The sequence below is a fragment of the Desulfoscipio geothermicus DSM 3669 genome (genome assembly GCF_900115975.1).
Lineage (GTDB): Bacteria > Bacillota > Desulfotomaculia > Desulfotomaculales > Desulfallaceae > Desulfoscipio > Desulfoscipio geothermicus.
Map to the genome: position 1 here is coordinate 100,404 of NZ_FOYM01000002.1, position 24,727 is coordinate 125,130.

Annotated in this window: 29 protein-coding genes; 27 read left to right on the top strand and 2 right to left on the bottom strand. The window is 49.6% G+C overall.

Annotated features, from left to right (window positions below; translation table 11 throughout):
- The first annotated feature begins 10 nt into the window (after positions 1–10).
- From BM299_RS01965 to fliY, 24 genes are all read left to right on the top strand, one after another.
- Positions 11–637 (top strand): flagellar hook assembly protein FlgD, encoded by a 627-nt coding sequence (locus BM299_RS01965; RefSeq protein ID WP_092481779.1) that lies wholly within the window; start codon positions 11–13, stop codon positions 635–637.
- Between the two features lie 138 nt (positions 638–775).
- On the top strand, positions 776–1,174 hold the full coding sequence (locus BM299_RS01970; RefSeq protein WP_092481780.1) for a TIGR02530 family flagellar biosynthesis protein: 399 nt from the start codon (positions 776–778) through the stop codon (positions 1,172–1,174).
- 115 nt (positions 1,175–1,289) lie between these two features.
- Positions 1,290–2,075 (top strand): flagellar hook-basal body protein, encoded by a 786-nt coding sequence (locus BM299_RS01975; RefSeq protein ID WP_092481781.1) that lies wholly within the window; start codon positions 1,290–1,292, stop codon positions 2,073–2,075.
- A 44-nt stretch (positions 2,076–2,119) separates the two neighbouring features.
- Positions 2,120–3,292: a flagellar hook protein FlgE gene (locus tag BM299_RS01980; RefSeq protein ID WP_092481782.1), complete on the top strand. Its 1,173-nt coding sequence runs from the start codon at positions 2,120–2,122 to the stop codon at positions 3,290–3,292.
- Positions 3,293–3,468: 176 nt separating this feature from the next.
- Positions 3,469–3,978, top strand: coding sequence for a flagellar basal body-associated FliL family protein (locus BM299_RS01985; RefSeq protein WP_092481783.1), 510 nt, complete (start codon positions 3,469–3,471; stop codon positions 3,976–3,978).
- 97 nt (positions 3,979–4,075) lie between these two features.
- On the top strand, positions 4,076–4,474 hold the full coding sequence (locus tag BM299_RS01990) for a FliM/FliN family flagellar motor switch protein (RefSeq protein WP_092481784.1): 399 nt from the start codon (positions 4,076–4,078) through the stop codon (positions 4,472–4,474).
- Positions 4,467–4,823, top strand: coding sequence for a flagellar biosynthetic protein FliO (locus tag BM299_RS01995; RefSeq protein ID WP_165608135.1), 357 nt, complete (start codon positions 4,467–4,469; stop codon positions 4,821–4,823). The genes BM299_RS01990 and BM299_RS01995 overlap by 8 nt, the downstream gene beginning before the upstream one ends.
- 68 nt (positions 4,824–4,891) lie before the next feature.
- Positions 4,892–5,632: a flagellar type III secretion system pore protein FliP gene (gene fliP / locus BM299_RS02000; protein ID WP_425429457.1), complete on the top strand. Its 741-nt coding sequence runs from the start codon at positions 4,892–4,894 to the stop codon at positions 5,630–5,632.
- A 4-nt stretch (positions 5,633–5,636) separates the two neighbouring features.
- Positions 5,637–5,906: a flagellar biosynthesis protein FliQ gene (fliQ, locus tag BM299_RS02005; RefSeq protein WP_092481786.1), complete on the top strand. Its 270-nt coding sequence runs from the start codon at positions 5,637–5,639 to the stop codon at positions 5,904–5,906.
- A 21-nt stretch (positions 5,907–5,927) separates the two neighbouring features.
- A complete protein-coding gene (gene fliR, locus BM299_RS02010) occupies positions 5,928–6,686 on the top strand; it encodes a flagellar biosynthetic protein FliR (RefSeq protein ID WP_245779609.1) in 759 nt (252 codons plus the stop codon).
- A complete protein-coding gene (gene flhB, locus BM299_RS02015) occupies positions 6,686–7,753 on the top strand; it encodes a flagellar biosynthesis protein FlhB (protein ID WP_092481788.1) in 1,068 nt (355 codons plus the stop codon). Before fliR ends, flhB begins: the two co-directional genes overlap by 1 nt.
- Before the next feature lie 146 nt (positions 7,754–7,899).
- Positions 7,900–9,957, top strand: a complete 2,058-nt coding sequence (gene flhA / locus BM299_RS02020) for a flagellar biosynthesis protein FlhA (protein WP_092481857.1) — start codon at positions 7,900–7,902, stop codon at positions 9,955–9,957.
- Entirely contained in the window at positions 9,947–11,176 is a 1,230-nt protein-coding gene (gene flhF, locus BM299_RS02025; RefSeq protein WP_092481789.1) for a flagellar biosynthesis GTPase FlhF, read from the top strand. The genes flhA and flhF overlap by 11 nt, the downstream gene beginning before the upstream one ends.
- Positions 11,157–12,032, top strand: coding sequence for a MinD/ParA family protein (locus tag BM299_RS02030; protein ID WP_092481790.1), 876 nt, complete (start codon positions 11,157–11,159; stop codon positions 12,030–12,032). Before flhF ends, BM299_RS02030 begins: the two co-directional genes overlap by 20 nt.
- Before the next feature lie 17 nt (positions 12,033–12,049).
- A complete protein-coding gene (locus BM299_RS02035) occupies positions 12,050–12,700 on the top strand; it encodes a flagellar brake protein (RefSeq protein WP_131820593.1) in 651 nt (216 codons plus the stop codon).
- A 13-nt stretch (positions 12,701–12,713) separates the two neighbouring features.
- Positions 12,714–13,454: a FliA/WhiG family RNA polymerase sigma factor gene (locus BM299_RS02040; protein ID WP_092481792.1), complete on the top strand. Its 741-nt coding sequence runs from the start codon at positions 12,714–12,716 to the stop codon at positions 13,452–13,454.
- A gap of 34 nt (positions 13,455–13,488) precedes the next feature.
- Positions 13,489–14,265 carry a flagellar basal-body rod protein FlgF gene (flgF, locus tag BM299_RS02045; protein ID WP_165608136.1) on the top strand — a complete coding sequence of 259 codons (777 nt, stop codon included), beginning with the start codon at positions 13,489–13,491 and terminating at the stop codon, positions 14,263–14,265.
- A 24-nt stretch (positions 14,266–14,289) separates the two neighbouring features.
- Positions 14,290–15,072, top strand: a complete 783-nt coding sequence (locus BM299_RS02050; protein ID WP_131820594.1) for a flagellar hook-basal body protein — start codon at positions 14,290–14,292, stop codon at positions 15,070–15,072.
- A gap of 18 nt (positions 15,073–15,090) precedes the next feature.
- Entirely contained in the window at positions 15,091–15,591 is a 501-nt protein-coding gene (locus tag BM299_RS02055) for a chemotaxis protein CheD (RefSeq protein WP_092481795.1), read from the top strand.
- Positions 15,592–16,362, top strand: a complete 771-nt coding sequence (locus BM299_RS02060; protein WP_092481796.1) for a CheR family methyltransferase — start codon at positions 15,592–15,594, stop codon at positions 16,360–16,362.
- A 26-nt stretch (positions 16,363–16,388) separates the two neighbouring features.
- Entirely contained in the window at positions 16,389–17,009 is a 621-nt protein-coding gene (locus tag BM299_RS02065; protein WP_092481797.1) for a chemotaxis protein CheC, read from the top strand.
- Between the two features lie 19 nt (positions 17,010–17,028).
- The gene (locus BM299_RS02070; RefSeq protein WP_092481798.1) at positions 17,029–17,394 is read left to right on the top strand and encodes a response regulator; all 366 of its coding nucleotides are present in this window, start codon (positions 17,029–17,031) and stop codon (positions 17,392–17,394) included.
- A gap of 16 nt (positions 17,395–17,410) precedes the next feature.
- Positions 17,411–18,406 (top strand): flagellar motor switch protein FliM, encoded by a 996-nt coding sequence (gene fliM, locus BM299_RS02075; protein WP_092481799.1) that lies wholly within the window; start codon positions 17,411–17,413, stop codon positions 18,404–18,406.
- Positions 18,399–19,778: a flagellar motor switch phosphatase FliY gene (fliY, locus tag BM299_RS02080; protein WP_092481800.1), complete on the top strand. Its 1,380-nt coding sequence runs from the start codon at positions 18,399–18,401 to the stop codon at positions 19,776–19,778. Before fliM ends, fliY begins: the two co-directional genes overlap by 8 nt.
- A 75-nt stretch (positions 19,779–19,853) precedes the next feature.
- Here the strand turns inward: fliY and BM299_RS02085 are convergent, their stop codons facing one another.
- Together BM299_RS02085 and BM299_RS02090 are read right to left on the bottom strand one after the other, a co-directional pair.
- Positions 19,854–21,164, bottom strand: a complete 1,311-nt coding sequence (locus tag BM299_RS02085; protein ID WP_092481801.1) for a DUF1015 domain-containing protein — start codon at positions 21,162–21,164, stop codon at positions 19,854–19,856.
- Positions 21,165–21,497 carry a nucleotide pyrophosphohydrolase gene (locus tag BM299_RS02090; RefSeq protein ID WP_092481802.1) on the bottom strand — a complete coding sequence of 111 codons (333 nt, stop codon included), beginning with the start codon at positions 21,495–21,497 and terminating at the stop codon, positions 21,165–21,167.
- Between the two features lie 148 nt (positions 21,498–21,645).
- Here BM299_RS02090 and BM299_RS02095 point away from each other — a divergent pair, with 148 nt between their 5' ends.
- The 3 genes from BM299_RS02095 (at position 21,646) to guaA (ending at position 24,705) form a co-directional block, all read left to right on the top strand.
- Entirely contained in the window at positions 21,646–22,344 is a 699-nt protein-coding gene (locus BM299_RS02095; RefSeq protein ID WP_092481803.1) for a hypothetical protein, read from the top strand.
- A gap of 134 nt (positions 22,345–22,478) precedes the next feature.
- A complete protein-coding gene (hpt, locus tag BM299_RS02100) occupies positions 22,479–23,018 on the top strand; it encodes a hypoxanthine phosphoribosyltransferase (RefSeq protein ID WP_092481804.1) in 540 nt (179 codons plus the stop codon).
- Between the two features lie 145 nt (positions 23,019–23,163).
- Positions 23,164–24,705 (top strand): glutamine-hydrolyzing GMP synthase, encoded by a 1,542-nt coding sequence (gene guaA, locus BM299_RS02105; RefSeq protein WP_092481858.1) that lies wholly within the window; start codon positions 23,164–23,166, stop codon positions 24,703–24,705.
- Positions 24,706–24,727 lie beyond the last annotated feature (22 nt).

Genomic DNA, 24,727 nt, shown 5'->3' on the forward strand with positions numbered 1-24,727 from the left:
GAGGTGCGCCATGACGGAAGCTATAATTCCAAGCCAAAACTATTATTTGCCGGACGATAATACAGGCAAAAAAGAATCAAAGTCCATTACCGACCCGGATATGTTTATCAAAATTTTAGTGTCCCAGATGAAGTACCAGAACCCCATGCAGCCCCAGGACAGCGAAACCTTTGTCACGCAGTTAACCCAGATGGCCATGATGGAGCAAATGTACAATGTAAGTCAGAGCATGGATAACCTAGCTTCCAAATATGAAATGTCCCGTTACTATGAATTAATTGGCCGGCAGGTTACGCTGGTCAATGGGGATGACGTAGTCGAAGGCAAAGTTGGCGGCGTAGTATTTGATGAAGGCAAGCCTTATTTTTACCTGGCCGGATCAACCAACGGGGAAAGGTATACCCTGGACCAGATCACCGGCATTAATGGCAGTGTAACAAATGAAATGCTCCCATATTTCTCACTGGTCGACCGGCAGGTGACAGTAAAGCATGACGGGTATGAGATTACTGGAGTGGTGGAAAAGGTGTTGCTGCAAAATGGCGGTGCCGCTCTTCAGGTTGATGGTGAAGTGTATGGTGTAGAACAGATTGTAGGAGTATCATTGGCTCCAGAAGATACTGAGCCGGTGCCGTAACAAATACTCGCCTCTACCGCTGGTACTGATTCAACAACGACTGAATCGGGCACTGCCTGTGCAGGAGAAACAAGCTCGATAAGCACCCCGGGGACTGACCATGCCATATGAAGCAGTTATAAAGATAGGTGATAATACTTGGAAATTAATAAAATACCTGTTGTCCCGGAACCGCTGGTTCAAAGCAACAGCGCTGCAAAAACAACTAAAAAGCAAGCAGGTACAATTAAAACAGCTGAAAGCTTTCATGACGTCTTGTGCCGTGAACTAGTCATCGCTGGGAAATTAAGGGTTTCCGCCCATGCGCAAAAGCGCATGAAGGAAAGGAATATTACCATTGACCAACAGGACTGGGAGAAAATAAATAGCGCCCTGCATAAGGTAGAAGCCAAAGGTGCTAAAAATTCATTGATGATTCATGAAGACCTGGCTCTTATTGTAAGCGTAACAAACCGTACAGTAATTTCCGCCATGGATAAAAAAGCTATGAAAGAGCATGTGTTTACCAATATTGACAGTGCGGTCATAGTCAAGTAAACGGCCGGACCTGCGGGAGGCCGGGGGTCGCCGAATGAACGACGCGATCCGGGAATGGCACTGTTGAACTCTTTACTGCTTATTATCATACGGCGGTACTCAGGAGGTTTTTAAAATGATTCGTTCCCTGTATTTGGGTGTATCCGGAATGCGAAACCACCAGATTCGCATGGATGTAATCGGCAATAATATTTCCAATATCAATACGACTGGCTTCAAGACTAGTCGGGCCAATTTTCAAGATACGTTATACCAGGCCATGGGCGCAGCCGGAAACAGCTATAGCGCCTGTCAGGTGGGAACAGGGGTAAGTATAGCGGGAGTGTCAAATAATTTTGTCCAGGGGCCGCTGCAGGCGACCGGTAGGAAGCTGGACCTGGGTATTGCAGGTAACGGGTTTTTTGGGGTTATCGACGACAATGGCAATAATGACCGGTTAAAATTTACCAGGGACGGTTCCTTTTTCTTTGATAAAGATGGTATCCTGAGGAACCATGCTGGTCTTAAAGTAGTAGATGCCGACGAAAATGAAATACAATTGGATTTGGATGATGATCAATCTATTGAGGATATCGAGATATCGGAGACGGGAGAACTGTTCATTGGGAAAGAAAGTACCGACAAACAAATCGGTCTGTTTAATTTTCTAAACGTAGCGGGTTTAACCAGGGCCGGCGACAATCTTTTTCTGGAAAACGATATCACCGGTGAAAGGACCTCCAATCAGGACGGGGCGAAAGGTTTTGGGATCATTCGTTCCGGTTTTCTGGAAATGTCCAATATTGATATAGCGGATGAACTGGCCAATTTAATCGCTACGCAGCGCGGCTATCAGGCCAACGCCAAAGTTTTTACCACGGCGGATGAAGTTATCCAGGAAACCACCCAACTAAAGCGGTAAAACAGATTTTTGTTTTTTAAAATCAATCAAGGGGGACAAAACACATGATCCGTTCTCTTTTTTCCGGAGTGTCAGGTATGAAAAACCACCAGATCCGCATGGACGTAATCGGCAACAATATATCCAACGTCAACACCACCGGTTTTAAAGCAGGGCGTACCAATTTTCAGGACACCCTGTACCAAACCATTAAAAGCGGCGGCATTTCAACCAACCCCGCTCAGACAGGCTTAGGTATCAACGTGGCCAGTATCAGTAACTACATGGAACCCGGCGGTCTACAAAGCACCGGCCGCACCCTGGATTTGGGCATAAACGGCAACGGCTTTTTCAAAGTTAACAAAGGGGCTGACGATAACTATTACACAAGAGACGGTATTTTTTACTTAACGCAGGACGGCAGGATGGTCAATTCAGACGGGTATCAGCTGGTTGGAACGACCTGGGAAAAGGCAAAATCATTCGCAACCAATCTGGACCCTAACAACGCCATAGCAACTCCAGGGACGCTTGAGGTTCGAGGGGTTTTGGCTGATGGAACCGTGGGACAGACTGTACAAATAGATTTCAATGCTGGCGAATCAATAAATGATGTATTAACAAAAATAAACGCCGAGCAATCAACCTCCGGCGTTATGGCCTATAAAAGACCGAACGCTACCAACCCCGATCAATTTGACCTGTACATTACAACTGTTTATGACGGTTACGACGAAATTTATACTGATGTAGCAAATCCTGCTTTAACAGTTACTGATGGAAGTAGCTTAGATTTAGATGGTGGCAACCTTGAAAGAAACATTACCAATTACACCAAAAATGTGCCCATCCAAATAACCAACGTACCCATTTCATCAATTAATATTCAAAACAACGGCATGATTACCGGTCAAGATAACAAGGGAGCCCCGCTGCTCTTCGAAGGCGATTACGACGTGGCAAATATCACCTTATATATGTTCCCCAACCAGGACGGCCTGGAAAGGATCAACCAGAACCTGTTCCGGGAAAGCGTCAGCAGTGGAACAGCCGAGGCCGGCATACCGGGCGAAACAGGATACGGCACCATTGAATCCGGCTTCCTGGAAATGTCCAACGTCGATCTGACCGACGAGTTTACCAACATGATCGTCACCCAGCGGGGTTACCAGGCCAATTCAAGGATTATCACAGTTTCTGACACCATGCTGGAAGAACTTATGAACCTGAAAAGGTAGTTGACAATAGCAGACCCGCGCGCTTCAATCGGGCGCGCGGGCACACCATAATATACTTGACCTGTACATAATCTTCCACTTAACATTTACATACATAATTAGTTAATATTTTATGACACATCCACCGGCGACATATCGCCGACGAAAATCGACCAACATAGTTAGGGTGACTGAAAATGGCCTTGCGAAAATCCAAAAAAGAAGATAAGCAAACTTCCCAACCGGCTCAAAAGACGGGGCAGGTAAACTTTCTCATCATGTTTGTCATGATGCTGGCGGTTTTTCTGGTAGGAGCAGGCATGGTTATCGGGTATTTCAAGTTTTTTGCACCGGATGGCAATAAAGCCGAAGCCAAAGAAAAAACCCCAAAAGAGGTCCCCTTGTCCGCTGTGGAATTGGGTGATATGGTGGTGAACCTGGCCGGCGGCCCTACTAATGACCATTTTCTGAAAACGAGAATTACCATTGAGTACCCGGAAGACAAAAAATTGGAGGAACTGGTGCAGGAAAAGAAACATCATATCATTGAAACCGTATTGATCACGCTGCGACAGAAAACCATTGACGATGTCCGCCCCCCGCGTGCCACCGACCAGTTAAAAAAAGAACTGGTCAAGAATATAAACGACCGCCTGGGAAAAAAGGTCATTGAGAGAGTAGTTTTTACCCAGTACATTGTACAATAAAAAGGGGACGGGCAATTTTTTTCAAAAAACGAAAAAGCAGCCTGTCCCTACGCCCGGCATAACTTCCTCAAAAACTAAATCCAAAGGAGTATTTAGGATGCTTTCTCAGCGTGAACTGGACGAGTTTCTTGGTAATTTGCACAAGCGTGACACCACTGTAAAAAAAGTGCAATTCCCCGCCCTGCAGGTCGAACCCGGGTTACCGCAGTCCCGGTTGCCCATTGATTTTATCAACGATATTACCGTAGACATTTGGGCGGAACTGGGTGAAGCCACGCTCACGGTAAAAGAAATTCTCAACATGCGGGAAGAAACGGTTTTTGAACTGGAAAAAGCCGCCGGGGATACCCTGAATATCAAGGTAAACGGGCAGGATTTCGCCCGGGGCGAGGTTATTATTATCGGCAATAACCTGGGTATCCGCATAGACCGGGTGATTGATCCCAAGCAATCACCCGGCCAGGGCAGAGCAAAGGATGTCGCTACGCATGGATAAAGAAATGCTCACTGCCCTGGTACGCATAGTCATTTTACTGCCGTTGATCTGCGGACTGGCTTATTTGAGCATCCGGTTCGGCTTCGGGCGGACGAAAATTCCCCTGGCGCATGGATCACAAAAACGTATGCGCCTGGTAGAACAGATATCCCTGGACCCCAAGTGTGGGCTTTCCCTGGTGCAGGTGGGGACAAGATACATGCTTTTCGCCCACCAGGAAGGCAACATCATTCTGGTGCGGGAAATGGAAGAACTGCCCGCGGCCATCGAATCCGCCGCTCCCCAATGGCCGGGTTTGGTTCAACTGATCAGTAAAGTCAGGCCATCCGGGATTAAGGCGGACAAATAAGGGCGTATATCAGCAAGGCGGGAGAAATATTGACATTGCCAACAGACAAAAAACGCGTTCTGTTATTGATATTCTTGACAGCGCTTGCCGTAGCAATTACCGGCCATGCAGGCCCGGCTGCCGCCCAGCCGCTCCCGGGCATTGATTTAAATGTTCAACCCACGGACGAACCGGCCCAGGTGGTCAACACCGTTAAAATTTTACTGCTGCTGACCCTGCTTTCTCTGGTACCGGCATTTTTGCTGATGATGACCAGTTTTACCCGGATTATCGTGGTGCTGTCTTTACTGCGCAGCGCCGTGGGTACGCAGCAGACGCCGCCCAATCAGGTGCTTATCGGACTGGCCCTGTTTTTAACAATTTTTATCATGGCCCCGGTGGCCCGGCAGGTTAACGAGCAGGCCGTACAACCGTACCTGGCCAACCAAATTTCGCAGCAGCAGGCCTGGGACAGCGCATATGCGCCCCTGCGCAAGTTCATGCTCCGGCAGACCAGGGAAAAGGACCTGGCGCTGTTTGTTAAATTATCGGGCCGGGAAAAACTACGCAATGAACAGGATGTGCCCGCCGGCGTTTTAATTCCGGCCTTTGTGATCAGTGAACTGAAAACCGCCTTTCAAATCGGTTTCATGATCTATGTGCCATTTCTGGTCATTGACATGGTGGTGGCCAGCACCCTGATGTCCATGGGCATGTTCATGCTGCCGCCCGTCATGATATCCCTGCCTTTTAAAATATTGCTTTTTGTCATGGTGGACGGGTGGTACCTGGTGGTTAAAACACTGGTGGAAAGTTTCCAGGGGGGATAGCGGAATGTCTGAAGCAATGATCATCGAACTGGCCCGAGAGGCCGTATTAATGGTCTGCATTGTGGCCCTCCCGCCCCTGGCCGTTTCCCTGATCGTGGGCCTGGTCATAAGTATTCTGCAGGCCACAACTCAGGTGCAGGAGCAGTCCCTGACCTTCGTGCCCAAGATAATTGCCGTTTTTATCACCCTGGCTGTTATGGCTCCCTGGACTGTCCGGGTAATGGTCAATTTTACAAACCGTATTTACAACCGGATTCCCGATCTGCTCAGGTAAGGGGTACATAAATTGCTGGACATGAATCAACTGGCCCTGTTTTTTTTGGTACTGGCCAGACTTTCCGCCTTTTTCGCCGCCGGGCCTCTGTTTTCCATGCCCAACATCCCGGGCCTGGTTAAAATCGGGCTGTCCTTTGCCATAGCCGTAATTATTTTTCCCATGGTGGAAAAAGCCGGGGCAAACTACCCGCCGGACGGCTGGAGCTTTGTATTTGCCCTGGCGCGCGAAATACTGGTGGGCCTGGCGGTGGGCTACATAGCCAGTCTGGTGCTCAGCGCGCTTATTTATGCCGGGGCGCTTATTGACATGCAAATAGGCTTTTTTATGAGTATGATTTTTGACCCACTGGCCGGGGCGATGACCGGTATTTTATCCCGATTCCTGCACCTGCTGGGAATTGCCGTGCTGCTGGCCTTTGACGGTCACCACATGATCATCGCCGCCCTGGTGCGCAGTTTTGAGATCGTTCCGGTTAATACAGCGCTGCTACAGGGTGCCTCAGCCATGTTTTTAATCAAGGTTTTCGGCCAGGCCGTTACCATCGGGGTGCAAATCGCCGCGCCGTTGATAGCAGTGATGCTGGTGATTGATGTAACGCTGGGTCTGCTGGCCCGGACCGCGCCGCAGTTAAACGCTTTCATGCTGGGGTTTCCCATTAAAATAATTTTCGGATTGTTGACCATCAGCATCATGGTGCCCGTTCTGGTACGCATTATCTATTCTCTTTGCGGGGTTATTGAAAAAGATATACTATTCTTGCTGAAGGGAATGACCTGATGGCTGATAACAATGCGCAGCAAAAAACCGAAGCGCCGTCACCGCGCAGGTTACGGGAGGCGCGCAAAAAGGGCCAAGTGCCCAAGAGCCGCGACCTCAGCGCGGCGGTAATACTGCTGGCGGCCCTGGTAACAATAACTTTTTTCAAGGATTACATCGTTATTTCCATGCAGCGCCTGCTGGTAGGATATTTCAGCGGCGGCTTCGCAATAAATTTACCGGCGGAAAAGCTGCCTTATTACATACTGGGTTTTCTGTTGCGCGCCGGCGTGATTTTATTGCCCGTTTTCATAATTATTGTCATAGCCGCCGTGGCGGCCAACGTCATGCAGGTGGGGGTGCTCTTCGCACCGCAGGTTTTACAGCCCAAACCGGAGCGTCTGAACCCCGTGGAAGGTTTTAAAAGAATATTCAGCCTGCGCAGTTTGTTTGAACTGGCCAAAAACATTTTGAAAATAATCATCGTGGCCGCCGTGGTATACTCAGTCATTAAAGTCCGGTTACCCGAAATGTTATTAATATATTTCAAAACCCCGCCCGAGTTGTTGGACCAGATCGCCGGAACCATGCTGATTGCCGCCTTTGCCGGCGGGGGCGCTTTTTTTGCCATATCCGTTTTTGACTTGTTATTCCAAAGATATGAACACATAAAAAACCTGCGTATGACCAAACAGGAATTAAAGGATGAACTGAAGCAGACCGAGGGCGACCCGCTGGTCAAATCCTGGCTGCGCCGTCGGCAGCGGGAATTGCTGATGAATGCCATTCGCCAGGAAGTCCCCCGAGCCACCGTGGTTGTCACCAACCCCACCCACGTGGCCGTAGCGGTAAAGTACGATGACCGGCAAATGGGTGCCCCGACGGTTACCGCCAAGGGGGCGGGCGAACTGGTAACCGTAATGAAAAAATTGGCCCGGCAGCACAATGTGCCCGTGGTGGAAAACCCGCCGGTGGCCCGGGCGCTGTACAACAGTGTCGAGGTGGGCCGGGAGATTCCCGTGGAACTGTACCAGGCCATCGCCGAGATCATCGCCATGGTATACCGGATGAAAGGCAAAGCCGGGTAGAACCTATGCATAGGAAAGAAAGACAGCGGCGGGGCCGGCGGCTCCCCGCAAGTGACGTCCTGGAGCGCCGGTAACAGCACCCGGCGCAGCAAGGTAATTATTCAAACTAGGAGGAAACAGCATTGGCAACCTATACCAGGGCAGGCATGGGGCAGCATCTTAAAAATAATACCGACGTTATCATCGCCGCCGCCATTCTGGGGATAGTGCTGCTCATTATCATACCCCTGCCGCCGCTGGCACTGGACATATTTCTTACCATCAGCATCACCCTGGCCCTGGTCATCATCATGATCACCATGTTCACCACTGAGCCGCTGCAGTTTTCGGTTTTCCCGGCCCTGCTGCTGGTAACCACGCTGTACCGGCTGTCGCTGAACATTTCCTCCACCCGGCTGATCCTGGGCGAGGCCCAGGCAGGTAAAATCATCAACGGTTTCGGCCAGTTCGTGGTGGGCGGTGACTACGTGGTGGGAGCCATTGTGTTTATTATTATCACTGTCATTCAATTCGTGGTCATCACCAGCGGCGCGGGCCGGGTATCGGAGGTGGCGGCACGCTTTACCCTGGATGCCATGCCCGGTAAGCAAATGAGCATAGACGCCGACTTCAACAGCGGGCTGATCACCGAGGACGAAGCCCGGGACCGCCGCCGCAAGTTGCAGCGGGAAGCCGACTTTTTCGGGGCCATGGACGGTGCCAGCAAATTCGTGCGCGGCGACGCCATAGCCGGCATTGTCATCATTATCATTAATATTATTGGCGGCATAACCATCGGTGTGGCGCAAAAAGGCATGGACGTGCTGACATCCATGCAAACCTATACTATTTTAACCATTGGCGACGGACTGGTTTCCCAAATACCGGCGGTGCTTATATCCACCGCCTCCGGTATACTGGTCACCCGGGCCACCTCCGATGCCAGCTTCGGTACGGATTTAGCCCAGCAGTTTTTAAACTTCCCCAAAATTCTGTTTATCGTGGCGGGTATCCTGTTCGCCATCGGGTTGATCCCGGCCATGCCGACCCTGGTCTTTTTCATCCTGGCCGGCGCCACCGGTTTTCTGGGCTATACCTTGCTTAACGACCAGAAAAAGAAGGAAATACACCGGCAGGAAGAAGCAGCAAAAAGACAGGTGCAGGAAAAACGCGAACCGGAAAATGTCCTGCAGTTTATGGAAACCGATCCGCTGCAAATTGAAATCGGCTATAACCTGATTCCCCTGACGGATGAAAAATCAGGGGGCGACCTGCTGCAAAGACTGGCTGCCGTGCGCCGGCAGTGCGCCATTGAAATGGGGATTTACGTGCGCCCCATCCGCATCAGGGACAACCTGCAACTGCCGCCAAACCGGTACATTTTCAAAATCCGGGGAGAAGAAATTGAAAACGGCGAACTGATGCCGGGCCATTTTCTGGCGCTTAACCCCACCGGCGAAGAAATCAGCGTCACCGGCATACCCACCACCGAACCCACCTTTGGTTTACCGGCCTGGTGGGTCACCAGGGACAAGCAGGACGAGGTGGAAATGGCCGGTTTTACCGTGGTTGACTGCCCCACGGTATTGGTTACCCACTTGACCGAGTTTATTAAAAAGCACGCCCATGAACTTCTGGGCCGCCAGGACGTCAGGGAATTGCTTGATGTGGTGAAAGATAAAAACCCGGCGGTAGTGGACGAACTGGTTCCGGACCTCATGTCGGTGGGTGAGATTCAAAAGGTGCTGCAGCATCTGCTACGGGAAAACGTGCCCGTTAAAGACATCATATCTATACTGGAGGCCCTGGGCGACGGGGTGCGCGTCAACAAGGACATGGACTTTTTAATTGAACATGTACGTCAGGCGCTGGCCCGCAGTATTTGCCGCAGCCTGCTGAACGCTGAAAACAAGCTGCAGGTAATTACCCTGCACCCCAAATTGGAACAGTTGCTTTCTGACGCCATACAGCCCACCCAGTTGGGTTCCTATCCCGTGCTGGAACCCGGGTTGGCCCGGCGGGTACTGGACAGTATTGCCGGAACACTGGAAAAGGCGCTGGGCCACGGCTATTCACCGGTACTGTTGTGCTCGGCGCGCCTGCGCCTGCCGCTCAGGCGGTTTATCGCCCGGCAGATGCCGGCCACGGCAGTGCTGTCCATGAACGAAATCATACCGGAAATTGAGATCGAAGCAGTGGGGACGGTGGTTTTGGATGAAAATTAAAAAATTTGTGGCCGCCGACATGCAGCAGATATTGCAGCAGGTTCGCCGGGAACTGGGGGAAGACGCGGTAATCATCAGCACCCAAAAAGAACCTATACGCAGTATCAAGCATCTTTTCGGCCAAAGGCAGATTGAAGTTACCGCGGCAGTGGACGAGGTGCCGGACAACAATCGTAGCCCCCAAAGCATTAGTGAGACTCAACCGCCTCCACTGCTCACCGGCGGGCCTGATAACAAGGAGAAAAATAATTTATATGTCACTGATGATGTCATTACACCGCCGCGCATCATTCCCGGTAGATTGATACCCGCCAAACTGCCGGAACCTATTATGCAAATTGCCGGTAAAGAACATGACAACTGGTTTAAGGTTGTTCTAGAACGGGAAATGGATAAGGAGGAAAGCGTTGTGGAAAACGGACTGGTGGGCAAATGGAAAAAAATATTGCGCCAGATGGAAGTCAACGACAGCGTTATAGAAAAATTATTTAAAGAGCTTGATTTACTGGCAGATCAGGAGCAGGAAGTATCTGAAGACATTTTTCTAGTGCACCTGAAAAAAGAAATTATTAATTTGTTAAAACTTACGTACAATAAGGTTAACACTTCGCGCATTTACACTTTCATCGGGCCCACCGGCGTGGGGAAAACCCTTACGCTGGCCAAACTGGCCACCAGGATGAAAGTAATGGAGAAAAAACAAATCGCCTTGATCAGTGTGTTTAATCACCGATTCGGCGCCGTGGATAAATTGAACTTTTACGGCGATATCATCGGCACCCCGGTAGAGGTCGTCATGACCCCCGGAGAGCTTTCACGGGCCGTTGAAGCGCACCGGGACAAAGATTTTATTTTTATCGATACAGAGGGCAAAACATCCAAAAACCAGAGCCAGGTGCTGGAATTGCAAACTTTTGTCGGCGCCGTGAACGAGCCGCAGCATATTTTCCTTGTGCTGAGCACGGCTATCAGAAACCGTGATGTTTTGAGGATCGCCAATGACTTTATGCCCATCGGGTACAATCAATTAATTATGACTAAAATGGATGAAACAGATACATTCGGCACCATGCTAAACCTGGCTTGTAACACAGGCCTTCCGGTGGCTTACGCAACCAACGGCCAGAACGTACCGGATGATATCGAAAAAGTTACTCCCAAACGCTTTGCTGAAATATTGCTCGGGGGCGTCGTGCTGGATGAGGATTCTGAAACGTAATTTTTTCAAGGATGAGACACAAAGCTTTCCTCATGAGCCTGTACCGGCATGGGGACCGCGGGTCATTACCGTAACCAGCGGCAAGGGTGGCGTGGGAAAAACCAGCCTGACGGTGAACCTGGCCATTGCCCTGGTGCAACTGGGACAGCGGGTGATTATTTTTGACGCCGATTTGGGATTGGCCAATGTGGACGTATTGCTGGATGTTGCGCCTTCACTGACTCTTTATGACCATATCTACAGGGATGTGCCTATTGAAGATATTTTATTGCCGGGGCCCGGCGGCATAAAAATAATTTCCGGCGGGTCGGGATTTTTGGAGCTGACTAATCTTTCCAGTAGTCAACGTGCCGGTTTATTAAAAAATATTGAAAAACTGAATCGTATGGCTGATTTTGTCTTAATTGACACCGGCGCCGGCATTTCCAAAGATGTGCTCGCTTTTTGCGCCGCGGCGGATGACGTCTTTATGGTCATCACCCCCGAGCCAACCTCGCTGGCTGATGCCTATGGACTGATCAAGGTGCTGGACCGGTTTAAAGTACACAGGGAATTGTTTTTCGTGGTCAACCAAACGCACAATGACCGCGAAACGTCCCACACCGTGGAACGCTTGCGGGCTGTGGTGGACAATTACCTAACCATCAAACTGAATTACCTGGGCGATATCTGGTACGATCAAGCAGTTTCCAGGGCTGTTAAAAACCAGCGGCCATTTATATTGAGTGATTCCAACGCCAGGGCAGCCATAGCGGTTAAAAAAATTGCACATGCCATTTTGCACAAGGAATGGGCGACGGAAGAAGAAAGGGGTCTGCGAGGATTTGTTAATAAGTTAAGCAGGTTATTCAGGTGATTGGGAGGAAATTGATCTTGTCTCAGCAAATAACCTTTGATGTCAACCAAAAAATTCAGGTTTCCAGAATAGCTGAAGAAAATTATTTTGATTCCAGCATCCAGGACGTACGGGGCGGTTTTTTTAGCATAGCCATCCCCTACCTTAAGGAACACCCCCTGGTACTTTACAGGGGAGAAGAGGTGCGGGTGCGGTTCACCCTGCAAAACGCCAGTTATAGATTTACCACCCGGGTTATCGGGGTAGCCACGAACAATATCAAACTTTACAAGCTGGCCTACCCCGAAAAAATTGACCGGATTCAACTGCGAAACCATGTTCGGCTATCGGTAATGTTGGATGTGGAGTACGCCGTAAAGGAATCAGAAAGTCAAAAATTAAAATTCACCAAAGGCATCACCGTGGACCTGAGCGGTGGCGGCATGAAATTGGCGGCGCGGGAAAATATAGAAGAAAACAGCCTTTTAATCTTAAAGTTTGTATTACCGTTGAAAAACAAAGCCGAACCCGTACAATTAAAAGCCAAAGTTGTTCGCTCAATAAAAGCGGATCCCCAAAGGGAGGTATATCACCTGGGTTTAAGGTTTGAGGATATAACCTATCGCGAAGAAGATATGATCGTGCGCTTTATTTTTGAAAGAATGGCCCAGCAAAAACGCCTGCGTTAAACGGGGTGATCAAATGGGCAACCATGATGTTTGGGACCAGTTCGGCAAAACCCGGGACCCGTCCTTGAGAGAAAAGTTGGTGCTTGATCACCTCGGGCTGGTTAAGTATCTGGCCGGGCGACTGGCCGTCAATGCTCCCCCCGGTATGACCCGGGAGGACCTGGAGGGATGCGGGGTGATCGGCTTACTGGATGCTATAGACAAGTACAACAACAAACTGGGCATGGAATTTAAAAACTATGCTTATACCCGTGTACGCGGGGCCATCCTGGATGAAATAAGAAAACAAAATTGGGTACCGCGGAGCAAGTGGCAGAAGTTTAATCAACTAAAAAAAGCAAAGGAGCGCTTGATGCAACAGGGGGGACATCCCGGAGAAAAACTGCTGGCCGAAAAATTGGGCGTGGATGATGTGAAATTACGCCAACTGGCCGCGGAATACAACAATGCTTTTCCCGTTTCCCTGGACGACAACCCGGGGAACGACAACGACAGCGTGCTGGTGGATATGATCAGCGATCCCGGCAGTCCCGACCCGCTGGACCAGGTGGTGGAAAGGACCGAAAAAGAAGTTCTGGCGGCGGCCATTGACGAACTGCCGGAAAGGGACAGACTGGTACTGGCCCTTTATTACCAGGAGGAACTAACCTTGAAGGAAATAGGTAAAATTCTGGAAGTTACCGAATCACGGGTTTGCCAGTTGCATGCCAAAGCGCTGCAGCGCTTGCGAAGTATTTTATCTGATCGTTTATAACATGAACTTTTTGTTTGCGGAAAGGAGCCTGCCAATGATCAGGGGGATTTATACCACCGTTTCAGGAATGAATGTGCAGATAGCCAGAATGGATACGCTCTCCAATAACCTGGCCAATATTAATACGCCGGGTTTTAAAAAAGACCGCACGCTGGCGGAACCTTTTACGAGCTTGTTACAATTAAGCATCCGGCAAACCGGCGCAGTTTCGCCGAACAACGGTCGAGTCCCGCTGGGCAGCACAAACCTGGGGGCGTCGGTAAAACAGGTGGCCACCGACTTTTCGCCCGGACTGCTGCGGGAAACCGGCAACAACACCGATTTCGCCCTGAGCCGGCCGGGTTTCTTTGTATTGGCCGACCCTGAAAATGAAGATGACATCTACTATACCCGCAGCGGAAATTTTCACCTGGACGAAAACGGTTTCCTGGTAAACGACGGCGGTTACCGGGTCATTGGTGAAAACGGACCATTACAAATTTCGGACAGTGAAAAATTTACCGTTGACGAAAACGGCAGCATAACGGAAAATGAAAACGTAACCGGTAAATTTTACATAGCCAGCTTTAATGATCCCGGCAGCCTGGAACGCATCGGCAGCAATTTATACAGGGCCCGGGAGCAGGAGCCCGAACAGGTGGCGGATCCCGGCCTGATGCAGCGTTTTTTGGAGGGTTCCAACGTGGAACCGGTGGAAGAAATGATGCACATGATTAATGTAGCCAGGGCTTATGAAACCGGACAAAAAATAATTCAATCCCAGGACGGCCTGTTGGACCTGGCGATCAACAAAGTAGGCGTGGTCAGGTAAGCACTGTAATCGGGCGGAATAGGAGTGATTAATTTGCTGAAATCCCTGTGGAACAGTATGACGGGCTTGTCCGCACAAATTCAGGCCATCGACGTTACCGCCAACAATGTTGCCAATATCAGCACACCCGGGTTTAAAAGACAATCTGTGGGTTTTTCCGAACTGGTACGCCAGCGCATGGTAGACCAGGGGTTGCCGGTAACCCGGGAAAACGCCGACCGGGTCACCCAGGGGAGCGGAACCATGGTTTCTTCAACCAGACGACAATTTGCACCCGGCACCCACGTGTATACCGGCCGCAACCTTGATCTGGCCATTGCCGGCCGGGGATTTTTCCAGTTGACCGGGGAAAACGGAGAAACTTTTTATACTCGGGATGGTGGTTTTACCATAGACAATGATGGAAGGATAACCAACACCCGGGGACTGGCGCTCCTGGACGGGGAACTGCCGCAAAATTACAGCGATTTAATGATTGATGAAGCGGGCAGGGTCAGCTGCCGGGATGAAAACGGTGATCGAGTGGAAATCGGGCAAATTGAGTTGGCCGTTTTTGATAACCCCAACGGGCTGACTGCGGCGGGAGACAATCTATTTACCGCCGCACCCAACACTGAACCGGAAAGCATGGTACCCGGCGAGGAAGGCGTTGGGTCCATCAAGCAGGGCTACCTGGAAAATTCAAACGTAGATATCGTTATGGAAATTCAGTTATTAATTGAAGCCCAGCGGTCTTTCCAATTAAATGCCAAATCGATGACCACTGTCGATCAGTTATGGAATATAACCAACAACCTTCAAAAGTAAACAAATACAGGTGATGCAATGCAACCGGCAAATAATATTGAGGATATTCACATCGGTATCGGTGAATACAAAGTTGCCAGGAGCCCGGGACGGCTGGTAACGCTGGGACTGGGATCCTGTGTGGGAGTAAGCCTGTGGGATCCGTTGAGCAAAATAGGCGGACTGTTGCATGTAATGTTACCTAATAGCAGAGATTTTACAAAAATCAACAAAAAAGAGAAATATGCCGATTTGGGCATACCGTTGATTGTCAAGGATATGGTCAGGCAGGGAGCCGACCGGAACAGGCTCCAGGCCAAATTGGTGGGCGGCGCACAGATGTTCACCGGCGTGGATAAAAAACAATTGTTTAATATTGGTGAACGGAACGTGGAAGTTTCCCGTAAAGTTTTGAAAGAACTTTCTATACATATTGTCAGTGAAGATGTTGGTGGAAACAAAGGCCGGACCATGTACCTGAATCTTGCTACCGGTGAAGTGCTGATCAAAACGCTTGGGAAAAACCTGAAGGTGATTTAAATGGACTTTAATGCATTTAAAAACGGAGTAATGGCCTTTTTCCACCTGGATTTACATAGTTACAAGGAAAAACAGCTGCGCCGCCGGCTTGATTCATATTTAACCAAATTGAAACTTGGCAGTTACCGGGAATTATATAACCGGTTAGTTGAAAACAGAGATTGTTATGAAAAATTCTTGGATTACCTGACTATAAATGTCTCGGAATTTTTTCGGGATCCCCAAAGGTTTAAAGAATTACAGAACATATACATACCGGAACTTTTTAAAACCCGTAATAGAGTAAAAATCTGGAGCGCCGCCTGTTCCAACGGGTCGGAACCTTATTCCATCGCAATTATTACGGAGGAACTGGGGCTTGCAGCCAGAAGTAATATTGAAGCCACCGATATTGACCGCCAAATTTTAAAAAAGGCCATGGCGGGCAGCTATGGCCAGGAAAGTATTAAAAATGTAAGTCCTGAAAGACTGGATCGTTTTTTTACCAGGCAAGGGAATGTTTATATATTAAAAAATATTATTAAAAATAAAGTTGTATTTCGTTACCATAACTTGCTGGCCAATGATTACCGGAAAGGCTACGATTTGATTGTTTGTCGTAATGTAACCATATACTTTACCAGGGAGGCCCAGGATGAAATATATAAGAAATTCAGTCATTCTCTGAATGCCGGTGGAATTTTGTTCATCGGCGGCAGCGAAATGATCTTTAATTATAAAGAATTTGGTTTTCAGAAATTATCGCCTTGTTTTTATAAAAAAGTAAATTGAAGTGGTGTTGTGAAAGGATTGATGATATGGGCGAGCCCAGTAATTTATCTGAACTACATATGGATGCACTGCGGGAAATCAGCAATATCGGGCTGGGGCACGCGGCCACCTCACTGGCGGAGATGCTGGACAGTAAAATAGGCATTGGGGTGCCGCAAACCGACTTCATTTCCTTTGAAAAAGTGATTGAAATAATTGGTGGTTATGAGGAACTGGTGTCATGTGTCAGCCTGAAACTGGAGGGCGACATAAAAGGGATTGTCTTATATATTTTTAACGAAACCAGTACTTACAGCCTGGTGGACATGCTAATGGGCTTGGAGGATGGGACTACGTCCGAACTGGATGATATTGCCACGTCCACCATCAACGAAATCGGCAATATTTTAACCGGTTCTTTCATTTCGGCCATAGGTAATTTTACGAATTTAAAAGTTTTTCCTTCTACGCCGATATTTGCCTTCGACATGCTGGCGGCCGTATTTACCTCTTTGATCATCGTCAGTGACCAACCGGAGGGAGATAATGTATTAATTATCGAAACAGAAATATTCAGAGACGATAAAAAAGTCAATGGCTATTTTTTCCTGCTGTCGGAACCGGCTTCCATTAAAAAATTATTTGTTGCTTTGGGTATAGATGCATAATCAGAACGGAGGGAAAAAAATGTCTATAAAAATTCTTATAGTTGATGATGCAACCTTTATGCGCATGATGATCAAGAACATCGTTACCAAAAACGGCTTCGAGGTTGTCGGCGAAGCAGAAAACGGCGCCCAGGCCGTAAAAATGTATGAGGATATAAAGCCCGACCTGGTCACCATGGATATAACCATGCCGGAAATGGACGGTATTGAAAGTGTCAAAGCCATCAAAAAAATTGACCCCGGCGCCAGGATTATCATGTGCAGCGCCATGGGGCAGCAGTCGATGGTTATGGAGGCCATTCAGGCCGGCGCCATGGACTTTATCGTCAAGCCGTTCAAACAGGACAGAATTCTACAGGCCATTGAAAGGGTTATGAACAGGTAATTTTTGGGGGAGAAAAATGCAGGAAATCCTTTCACAGGGGGAAATTGACTCTTTATTACAAGCATTAAACACAGGCAGCATCCCGGTACAGGAAATTGAGACGACCGGCGAAATGGCTAAGGTTAAAAGCTACGATTTTCGCAGGCCCAACAAATTTTCTAAGGAGCACTTGAGGACCCTGGAGATGCTGCACCAGCATTATGCCAGGCATTTATCCAGTTTCTTGTCCGGGTATTTGCGCACCAATATCAATATTGAGCTGGCTTCAGTGAGCCAGATTATTTTTGATGAATTTATTCGTTCCATACCGACGCCCACAATACTGACCGTTTTTGACTTATTGCCCCTTAACGGTTCGGCTATCATGGAGGCCAACACCGGTTTCATATTTCCCATTATCGATCTGCTGTTCGGGGGAAACGGTTCAACCGGTGACTTAAACAGGGAACTGACTGATATTGAAACCCAGGTAACCAAAAAAATTGTGGCCCGCATGCTGGAATACCTGGTTCCAACCTGGCAGGATATATTCGAAATCAAGCCGGAGGTACGCTCCATAGAAACCAACCCCCGCCTTCAACAGTTGTATTCGCCCAACGAAGTTGTGGCGCTGTTGACATTTACAGTTACGCTGGGTGAAAATGACCAGGGTATGATCAACCTTTGCCTGCCTTATATAATGTTGGATCCGGTTATTGCCAAGCTTTCGGTGCGCCAGCAATTTATCAGGCAGTTTTCTTCGACACAGGAAGATAATACTAAAAATATCGCTTACTGGTTGAACCGGTGTGAGGTGGATATTACTGCCGTCCTTGGCGACGCCGGTATCACGGTGGAGGATTTTTTACAGATCCAACAGGGCGATGTTATTGTACTGGATAAAAACATCAACAGCGACCTGGATGTTCTTGTGGGAGACAATTTAAAATTTGGCGCGCAGGTGGGAGCAGTAGGAGACAATTTGGCCATCCAAATTGTTTCACTTATTGAAAGGGAAGATAGTAATGAGTGAAAATAAACTGTTACAGCAGGATGAGATAGATACTTTGTTAAAGTCCGCCGATAAAGGTGGGCAAGAGCAACCCGAAAACACTGCCGATAAGGAATTAAATCAGGACGATATTGATGCCCTTATTCGAGCGGCGCAAAACGGCGGGCAGCAACCGGCCCAAGCGGATGATGACAAGGAACTGCAGCAGGATGATATTGACGCTTTGATCAGGGCAGCCCAAAACGGCGGGCAGGACCAGCCGGATGACGGCGACGGCGGGCAGGAAAATCAGTCCGATGATCCTCCGAAAGACGAAGCGCAGCCCGACCTGACCGTGGAAGAAAAGGACGCGCTGGGTGAGATAGGCAACATCGCCATGGGTGCCGCGGCCACCACCCTGTCCCAGCTTTTGAACAAACGGGTGCAGATCACCAGCCCGAAAGTGCTTGTAACCAGTCAAAAGAGTTTTTTTGACCAGTTTAATGTTCCTTACCTGGTTATTAAAGTAAAATTCAAAGAAGGTTTTAACGGTTATAACGTATTGGTCATCAAAATGCAGGATGCTATTGTCATGGCCAACCTAATGATGGGCGGTGATGGCACCGAACTGCCGGATGAGATTTCTGAAATGGAGATCAGCGCCGCCGCGGAAGCAATGAACCAGATGATTGGCACGGCCTCAACCTCCTTAGCCGACCTGCTGGAAAGAAACTTCAATATCATGCCGCCGGAGACCAGCATGGTGCAGGAAACGGAAAAAATGAACATGTCTTTGCCCTTCGGCGACCCTATAGTGGTTACTTACTTTAACATGAACATTGAAAATCTTTTGGACACCAAAATCATACAGGTGCTTGATATACAAACGGCCAGTGAACAGGCTGAACTGCTCTGGAAGAGATATGGAGCTATGGACGAAGATGAAGAAACCCAGCACGCAGCGCCAGAGCAGCCCGCGCCGCAAGAAGCGCCCGGTGATTACTCGGCACAGTTACCGGAAAACGACACTGTGGCATCTGACTGGGCGCAGACTTCGTCAGACGCCCCCGCGCAAAGCCGGGACAGCAGCGACCCCAACCATGTACCGACCCGGGCGAGGGAAAGGGTATACCATGCCATGCAAGTTGACCCTGAAAAATTGAACATGCTGCTGGATATTCCCCTGAAAGTTTCCGTGGTGCTGGGCCGGGCCAGAAAACAGATTAAGGAAGTGCTGCAAATGACCCCGGGGGCCATTGTGGAACTGGAAACCCTGGTTGACGAGCCGGTGGACATTCTGGTGAACGGCAAACTGGTTGCCAAGGGAGAAATTGTGGTGGTCAACGAAAACTTCGGCGTTAAAATTACCAACATCATCTCTACCAGGGAAAGAATCAACAGCCTAGGGAAATAAAAAGGGGACTGGCTCCGATTCGTTTTGTGAATCGGTGCCTGTCCCCTTTTTGCCTGACCCCTTTTATTTTGCTCCTTAAAACTTGTTTATAACCAGGCCGGTGATCAGCTTGGGGTAAAAGAAGGTGGATTTTTGCGGCATCTTTTCTCCTTTGGCCGCCACTTCGGTAACTTCGGCGATCAGGGTGGGGTTCATTAAAAAGGCCATGTTGCACCGGCCCTCATCCACCGCTAGCACCGCTTCCTTCTCATCCCTGGTGTATTTTACCGCCTCGCCGCCCGCCAGTGCTTCCCGGTTAATACCCAGAATATTTTCCAGGATTAAATTTTGCAACACAGAGACATCCAGGCTTCGCCAGGCCTTGGACCGACCGGCAGGCATTTTGCTGTCCAACAAACTTTCATCCTTGAGCAGCAGGCTGAAAAACTCCCCTTTGCCGGTATACAGGCCGAAAACCTGCCGGTGCGCTGTATTACCCTTGCCCTTGATCCCTGCCAGATTAAACATAACCTCGGTAACCCGGCTCACTTCGGAATACGGCAGTTTTTCCACAATAAAATCTTCCCGTAGAGCGGCAAGCAGCTCGAGGCCATCCAAAGCGCCGTTTAACACCAACCGGTGGGTGGGTAATATCACCAGGCCCGGGTCGTAAAGGTTGACCAGCGTCATCATCACGTAAGCGGCGGCGGGTTTATCCGGATTTTCCCGGGCGTATTTCAGTGCGGTTTCGTAGCGGTGATGCCCGTCGGCAATTAAAATGCGCTGTGCCTCCATCAGCCTCTGCACTTCCCGCTGTACCGCGGTATCCTTGATTACCCATAGCCGGTGCCCGTTCCCCTGTTCATCGGTAAAATCAATGGCCGGAGGCAAATCCCGAAATGCTCTTAACAGCAAATCATCAATTTTACGCGCCGGATCGCTAAACAACCCGAAAATGGGGCTGAAATTGGCCCGGCAGGCTTGCATCAGGGCCAGGCGGTCAGCTTTGTGCTTGGGCATGGTTTCCTCGTGCGGCAGGACAACCCCGTTTTCGTAAGGCTCCAATTTAACACAGCAAATAAAGCCGCTGCGTACCAGGGTTTGATCCCCGACGTTAAACTGCTGCTGGTAAAGATAAAGGGCTGGCTCGTCTTCCTGACGCAGCACGCCTTCGGCCTGCCAGCGACGAAAAAAGTCCGCCGCCCGCGTGTAACGGTTATCCGTATCGTTATCCGCAGGAAACTTTTTACCGTATTCCAACCGGATTATATTGTACGGGCTCCGGCGGTAGTATGCTTCCTGCGCGGCAGCGTCAATCACATCGTAAGGCGGGGTAACCAGGTCCTTGATGTCCCCGGCCTTATCTTCATCATAGCGCAATCCCTTGAGGGGAATAATGGTGGCCATTTATTTTTCCTCCCGTATTTTTTTTCTGGTCCATCTATGCGCATCGCGCTTTCTGTACTTATTCATCATTTTTTTAAAAGCCTCGCCCAGGTCAATACCCAGGGAATTGGCGTAACAGATAATAATGAATAATATGTCGGCCAGTTCAAGTTCCAAGTCGCCTTCGGGCTCCCCGGGCTTTTTTGGCTTGGCACCGTAGCGGTGGTTTATTTCCCTGGCCAATTCGCCCACTTCTTCGGTAAGGCGGGCCAGCATGGCCAGCGGCGGCCAGTAACCTTCTTCAAACTGCCCGATCCAGCGATCGACTTCCTGCTGCATATCCTTTATATCCAAGGTCTGTTGCACTCCTCCTTGATTTTACAACAGTACTATTTTAACACAACGGGGGTTTAAAAAACAGGATCCCCCTGCCAAAAGGAATATTTCCTTTCCACAGCCAGTATAAATTTTACATGAAATATAGAATGAGGAGTGTATTAATATGGTGAAACCGCGCTGGCTGGTGGTCAATAAAAAAAAGATGCTGGGTATGGTTGTGATGATTTTGTTGCTGGCGGGACTGTACCGGGGCACCACCGCCTACTATACCCGGGTAAACGTACCGCCGGAGGAACTTGTGGCCGCCGCTCTGGAAAATACTTTGAACAGCACTTCTTGCCGGTTCAGTATATTGGTAAAGACAGGTGAAAGCGTTATCTCCAATGTCCAGGGTGAAAGGGTGGCGCCAAACAGCGTCCATATCAGCGGCACCATGCAGGATATGCCCGTGGAATTCATTCATGCCGGTGATGAAACATTTATCAAGGGATACTGGTCCGATAACTGGACCAGTCTAAAGGGTAACAAAATGGCCGAATCCGAATTGTTCATCACGGAATTCAACCCGCTGGGCACCTTTAATTTTAAAGACATTCCGTACATCAAAACCATTAAAACGGAAGAGTTCAAAGGCACAAAAATGAAGGTGCTGGAACTCAGGCCCATCGTGCAGAACTCCCTGATGGAATTAAACTACGAAAACTTTATATATCGCGTTTGGATAGACCCCAAGCAACAGTTGATCCGCAAGTCGCATATTCAGGCCGGCGGCAAGAACGGTAAAAAAGATAAGCTGGAAATCACCTTAGAACTTTGGGATTACAACAAGCAGATAACCATCACCCCGCCCGACGTTTCGTGATAGGTTTTCTAGGCCGGTTACCGGCAGTTTATAAAGCTTGTCGTTGTACGGGCGTACCGCGGCAAGCTTTATATTGACAACAATTCACGCACTTTGTTATAATAACCCAGATTTTGACGTAGGGGGAAACGCAATTGCATCCGGATGTAGAAAAAGTATTACTATCTACCGCAGAATTAAAGAATAAAGTTACCGAACTGGGCCAAATATTATCCCGGGATTACGCCGGCAAAAATCTGCTGGCGGTGGGCATATTAAAAGGGGCCATGGTCTTTATGGCCGACCTGATCAGGAACATTTCCGTTGATGTGCAGATTGACTTTATGGCGGTTTCCAGCTACGGGGCCTCCAGTAAATCAACGGGTGTCGTACGTATAATGAAGGACCTGGAGCAAAACATCGAAGGTCGGCATGTGTTGATCGTGGAAGATATAGTGGATACCGGTTTGACCCTGAATTACCTGCTGGAAATTTTAAAAGCTCGGGAACCGGCCAGCGTGCGTGTTTGCACGCTGCTGGACAAGCCCTCCAGGCGGGAAGTGGACGTATCGGTGAACTACAATGGCTTTTCCATCCCCGATGAGTTCGTGGTGGGCTATGGTCTTGATTACAACGAAAAGTACCGCAACCTGCCGGAAATATACGTGCTTAAAAAGGAAGTTTATCAGAAATAGGGTATCTGGGATACCGAAAGACAAATAAGCATGGTGCGGGGTGCAAACCATAATCCCGTTGGCGCGTAAATCCGCAAGCGCAGCGGAGTACAACCCGCCCCACAAAATAGATTTACGCATGAACGATGAAACGGAGGATTACGCCATGTCTGTTCCGGAACAGGAACTGGTGATCGTATTGGATTTCGGCGGCCAGTACAGCCAACTGATCGCCCGCCGGATCCGTGAGTGCAGCGTATTTTGCGAAATGCTGCCCTATAACACCCCCTTGTCTGAAATACAGGCCAAAAAGCCAAAGGGCATCATATTTTCCGGGGGACCGTCCAGTGTCTGCCAGGAAGGCGCCCCGGTGGTGGACCCGGCCATTTACGACCTCAACATACCCGTGCTGGGTATCTGTTACGGCATGCAATTGATGGCCTCCCAATTGGGCGGCAAGGTGAACAAGGCCGTCCGGCGGGAATACGGTAAAACGGAACTGCAAATCGCGCCGAGAAAAGGGCTTTTAAGCTGCATGGGCCAGCGGGCGCAGTGCTGGATGAGCCACGGGGACCTGGTGGAAGCGCCACCGCCGGGTTTTGAGGTGCTGGCGTCCACCGAAACCCTGCCGGTGGCCGCCATGGCTGCCCCGGAGCGCAGCCTGTACGCGGTGCAATTCCATCCCGAAGTGGTGCACACCCCCAAAGGGCAGGATGTGCTGCGCTATTTTTTGTTTGACATATGCGGCTGCGTCGGCAACTGGACCATGGGTTCATTTATCGAGCAAACAGTGGCCGAAGTGCGGGAAAAGGTGGGGGGCCGCCGGGTGCTCTGCGCGCTCAGCGGGGGCGTCGACTCATCAGTGGCCGCCGTGCTGGTTCACCGGGCCATCGGCGACCAACTGACCTGTGTGTTTGTCAACCACGGGCTGCTGCGTAAGGGCGAAGCCGAATCGGTGCAGGAAATATTCCGGGACCGCTTCAATATGAACCTGGTTTACGTGGACGCTTCGGAACGTTTTTTAAATAAACTGCAGGGCGTTACCGACCCGGAGCGCAAACGCAAAATCATCGGCGAGGAATTCATTCGCGTGTTTGAAGAAGAAGCCGGCAAACTGGGTGAAATAGATTTCCTGGTGCAGGGCACCCTTTACCCGGACGTGGTGGAAAGCGGCACAGCCACTGCAGCGGTCATCAAGTCGCACCACAACGTGGGCGGGCTGCCCGAAGACATGCGCCTGTCCCTGATCGAGCCCTTGCGCTGGCTGTTCAAGGACGAAGTACGGAAAGTGGGGGAAGAACTGGGCATGCCTGACCGGATAGTTTGGCGACAGCCCTTCCCGGGACCGGGATTGGCAGTGCGCATCCTGGGCGAAGTCACCCGGGACAAGATTGCCATACTGCAGGAAGCGGATGCCATTGTTACTGAGGAAATTGCCCGGGCGGGATTGGACCGGGAAATTTGGCAATACTTTGCCGTATTGCCAAATTTATACAGCGTGGGTGTCATGGGTGACGAGCGCACCTACGCACATACCGTGGCCGTCAGGGCCATTTATTCCCACGACGGCATGACCGCCGACTGGGCCAAGATACCTTATCCGGTATTGGAGCGCATTTCCAGCCGGATAGTCAATGAAGTAAAGGAAATCAACCGGGTGGTTTATGATATTACGTCCAAACCGCCGGCAACCATTGAGTGGGAGTAAGTATAAGCCAATGAGCCGCCAG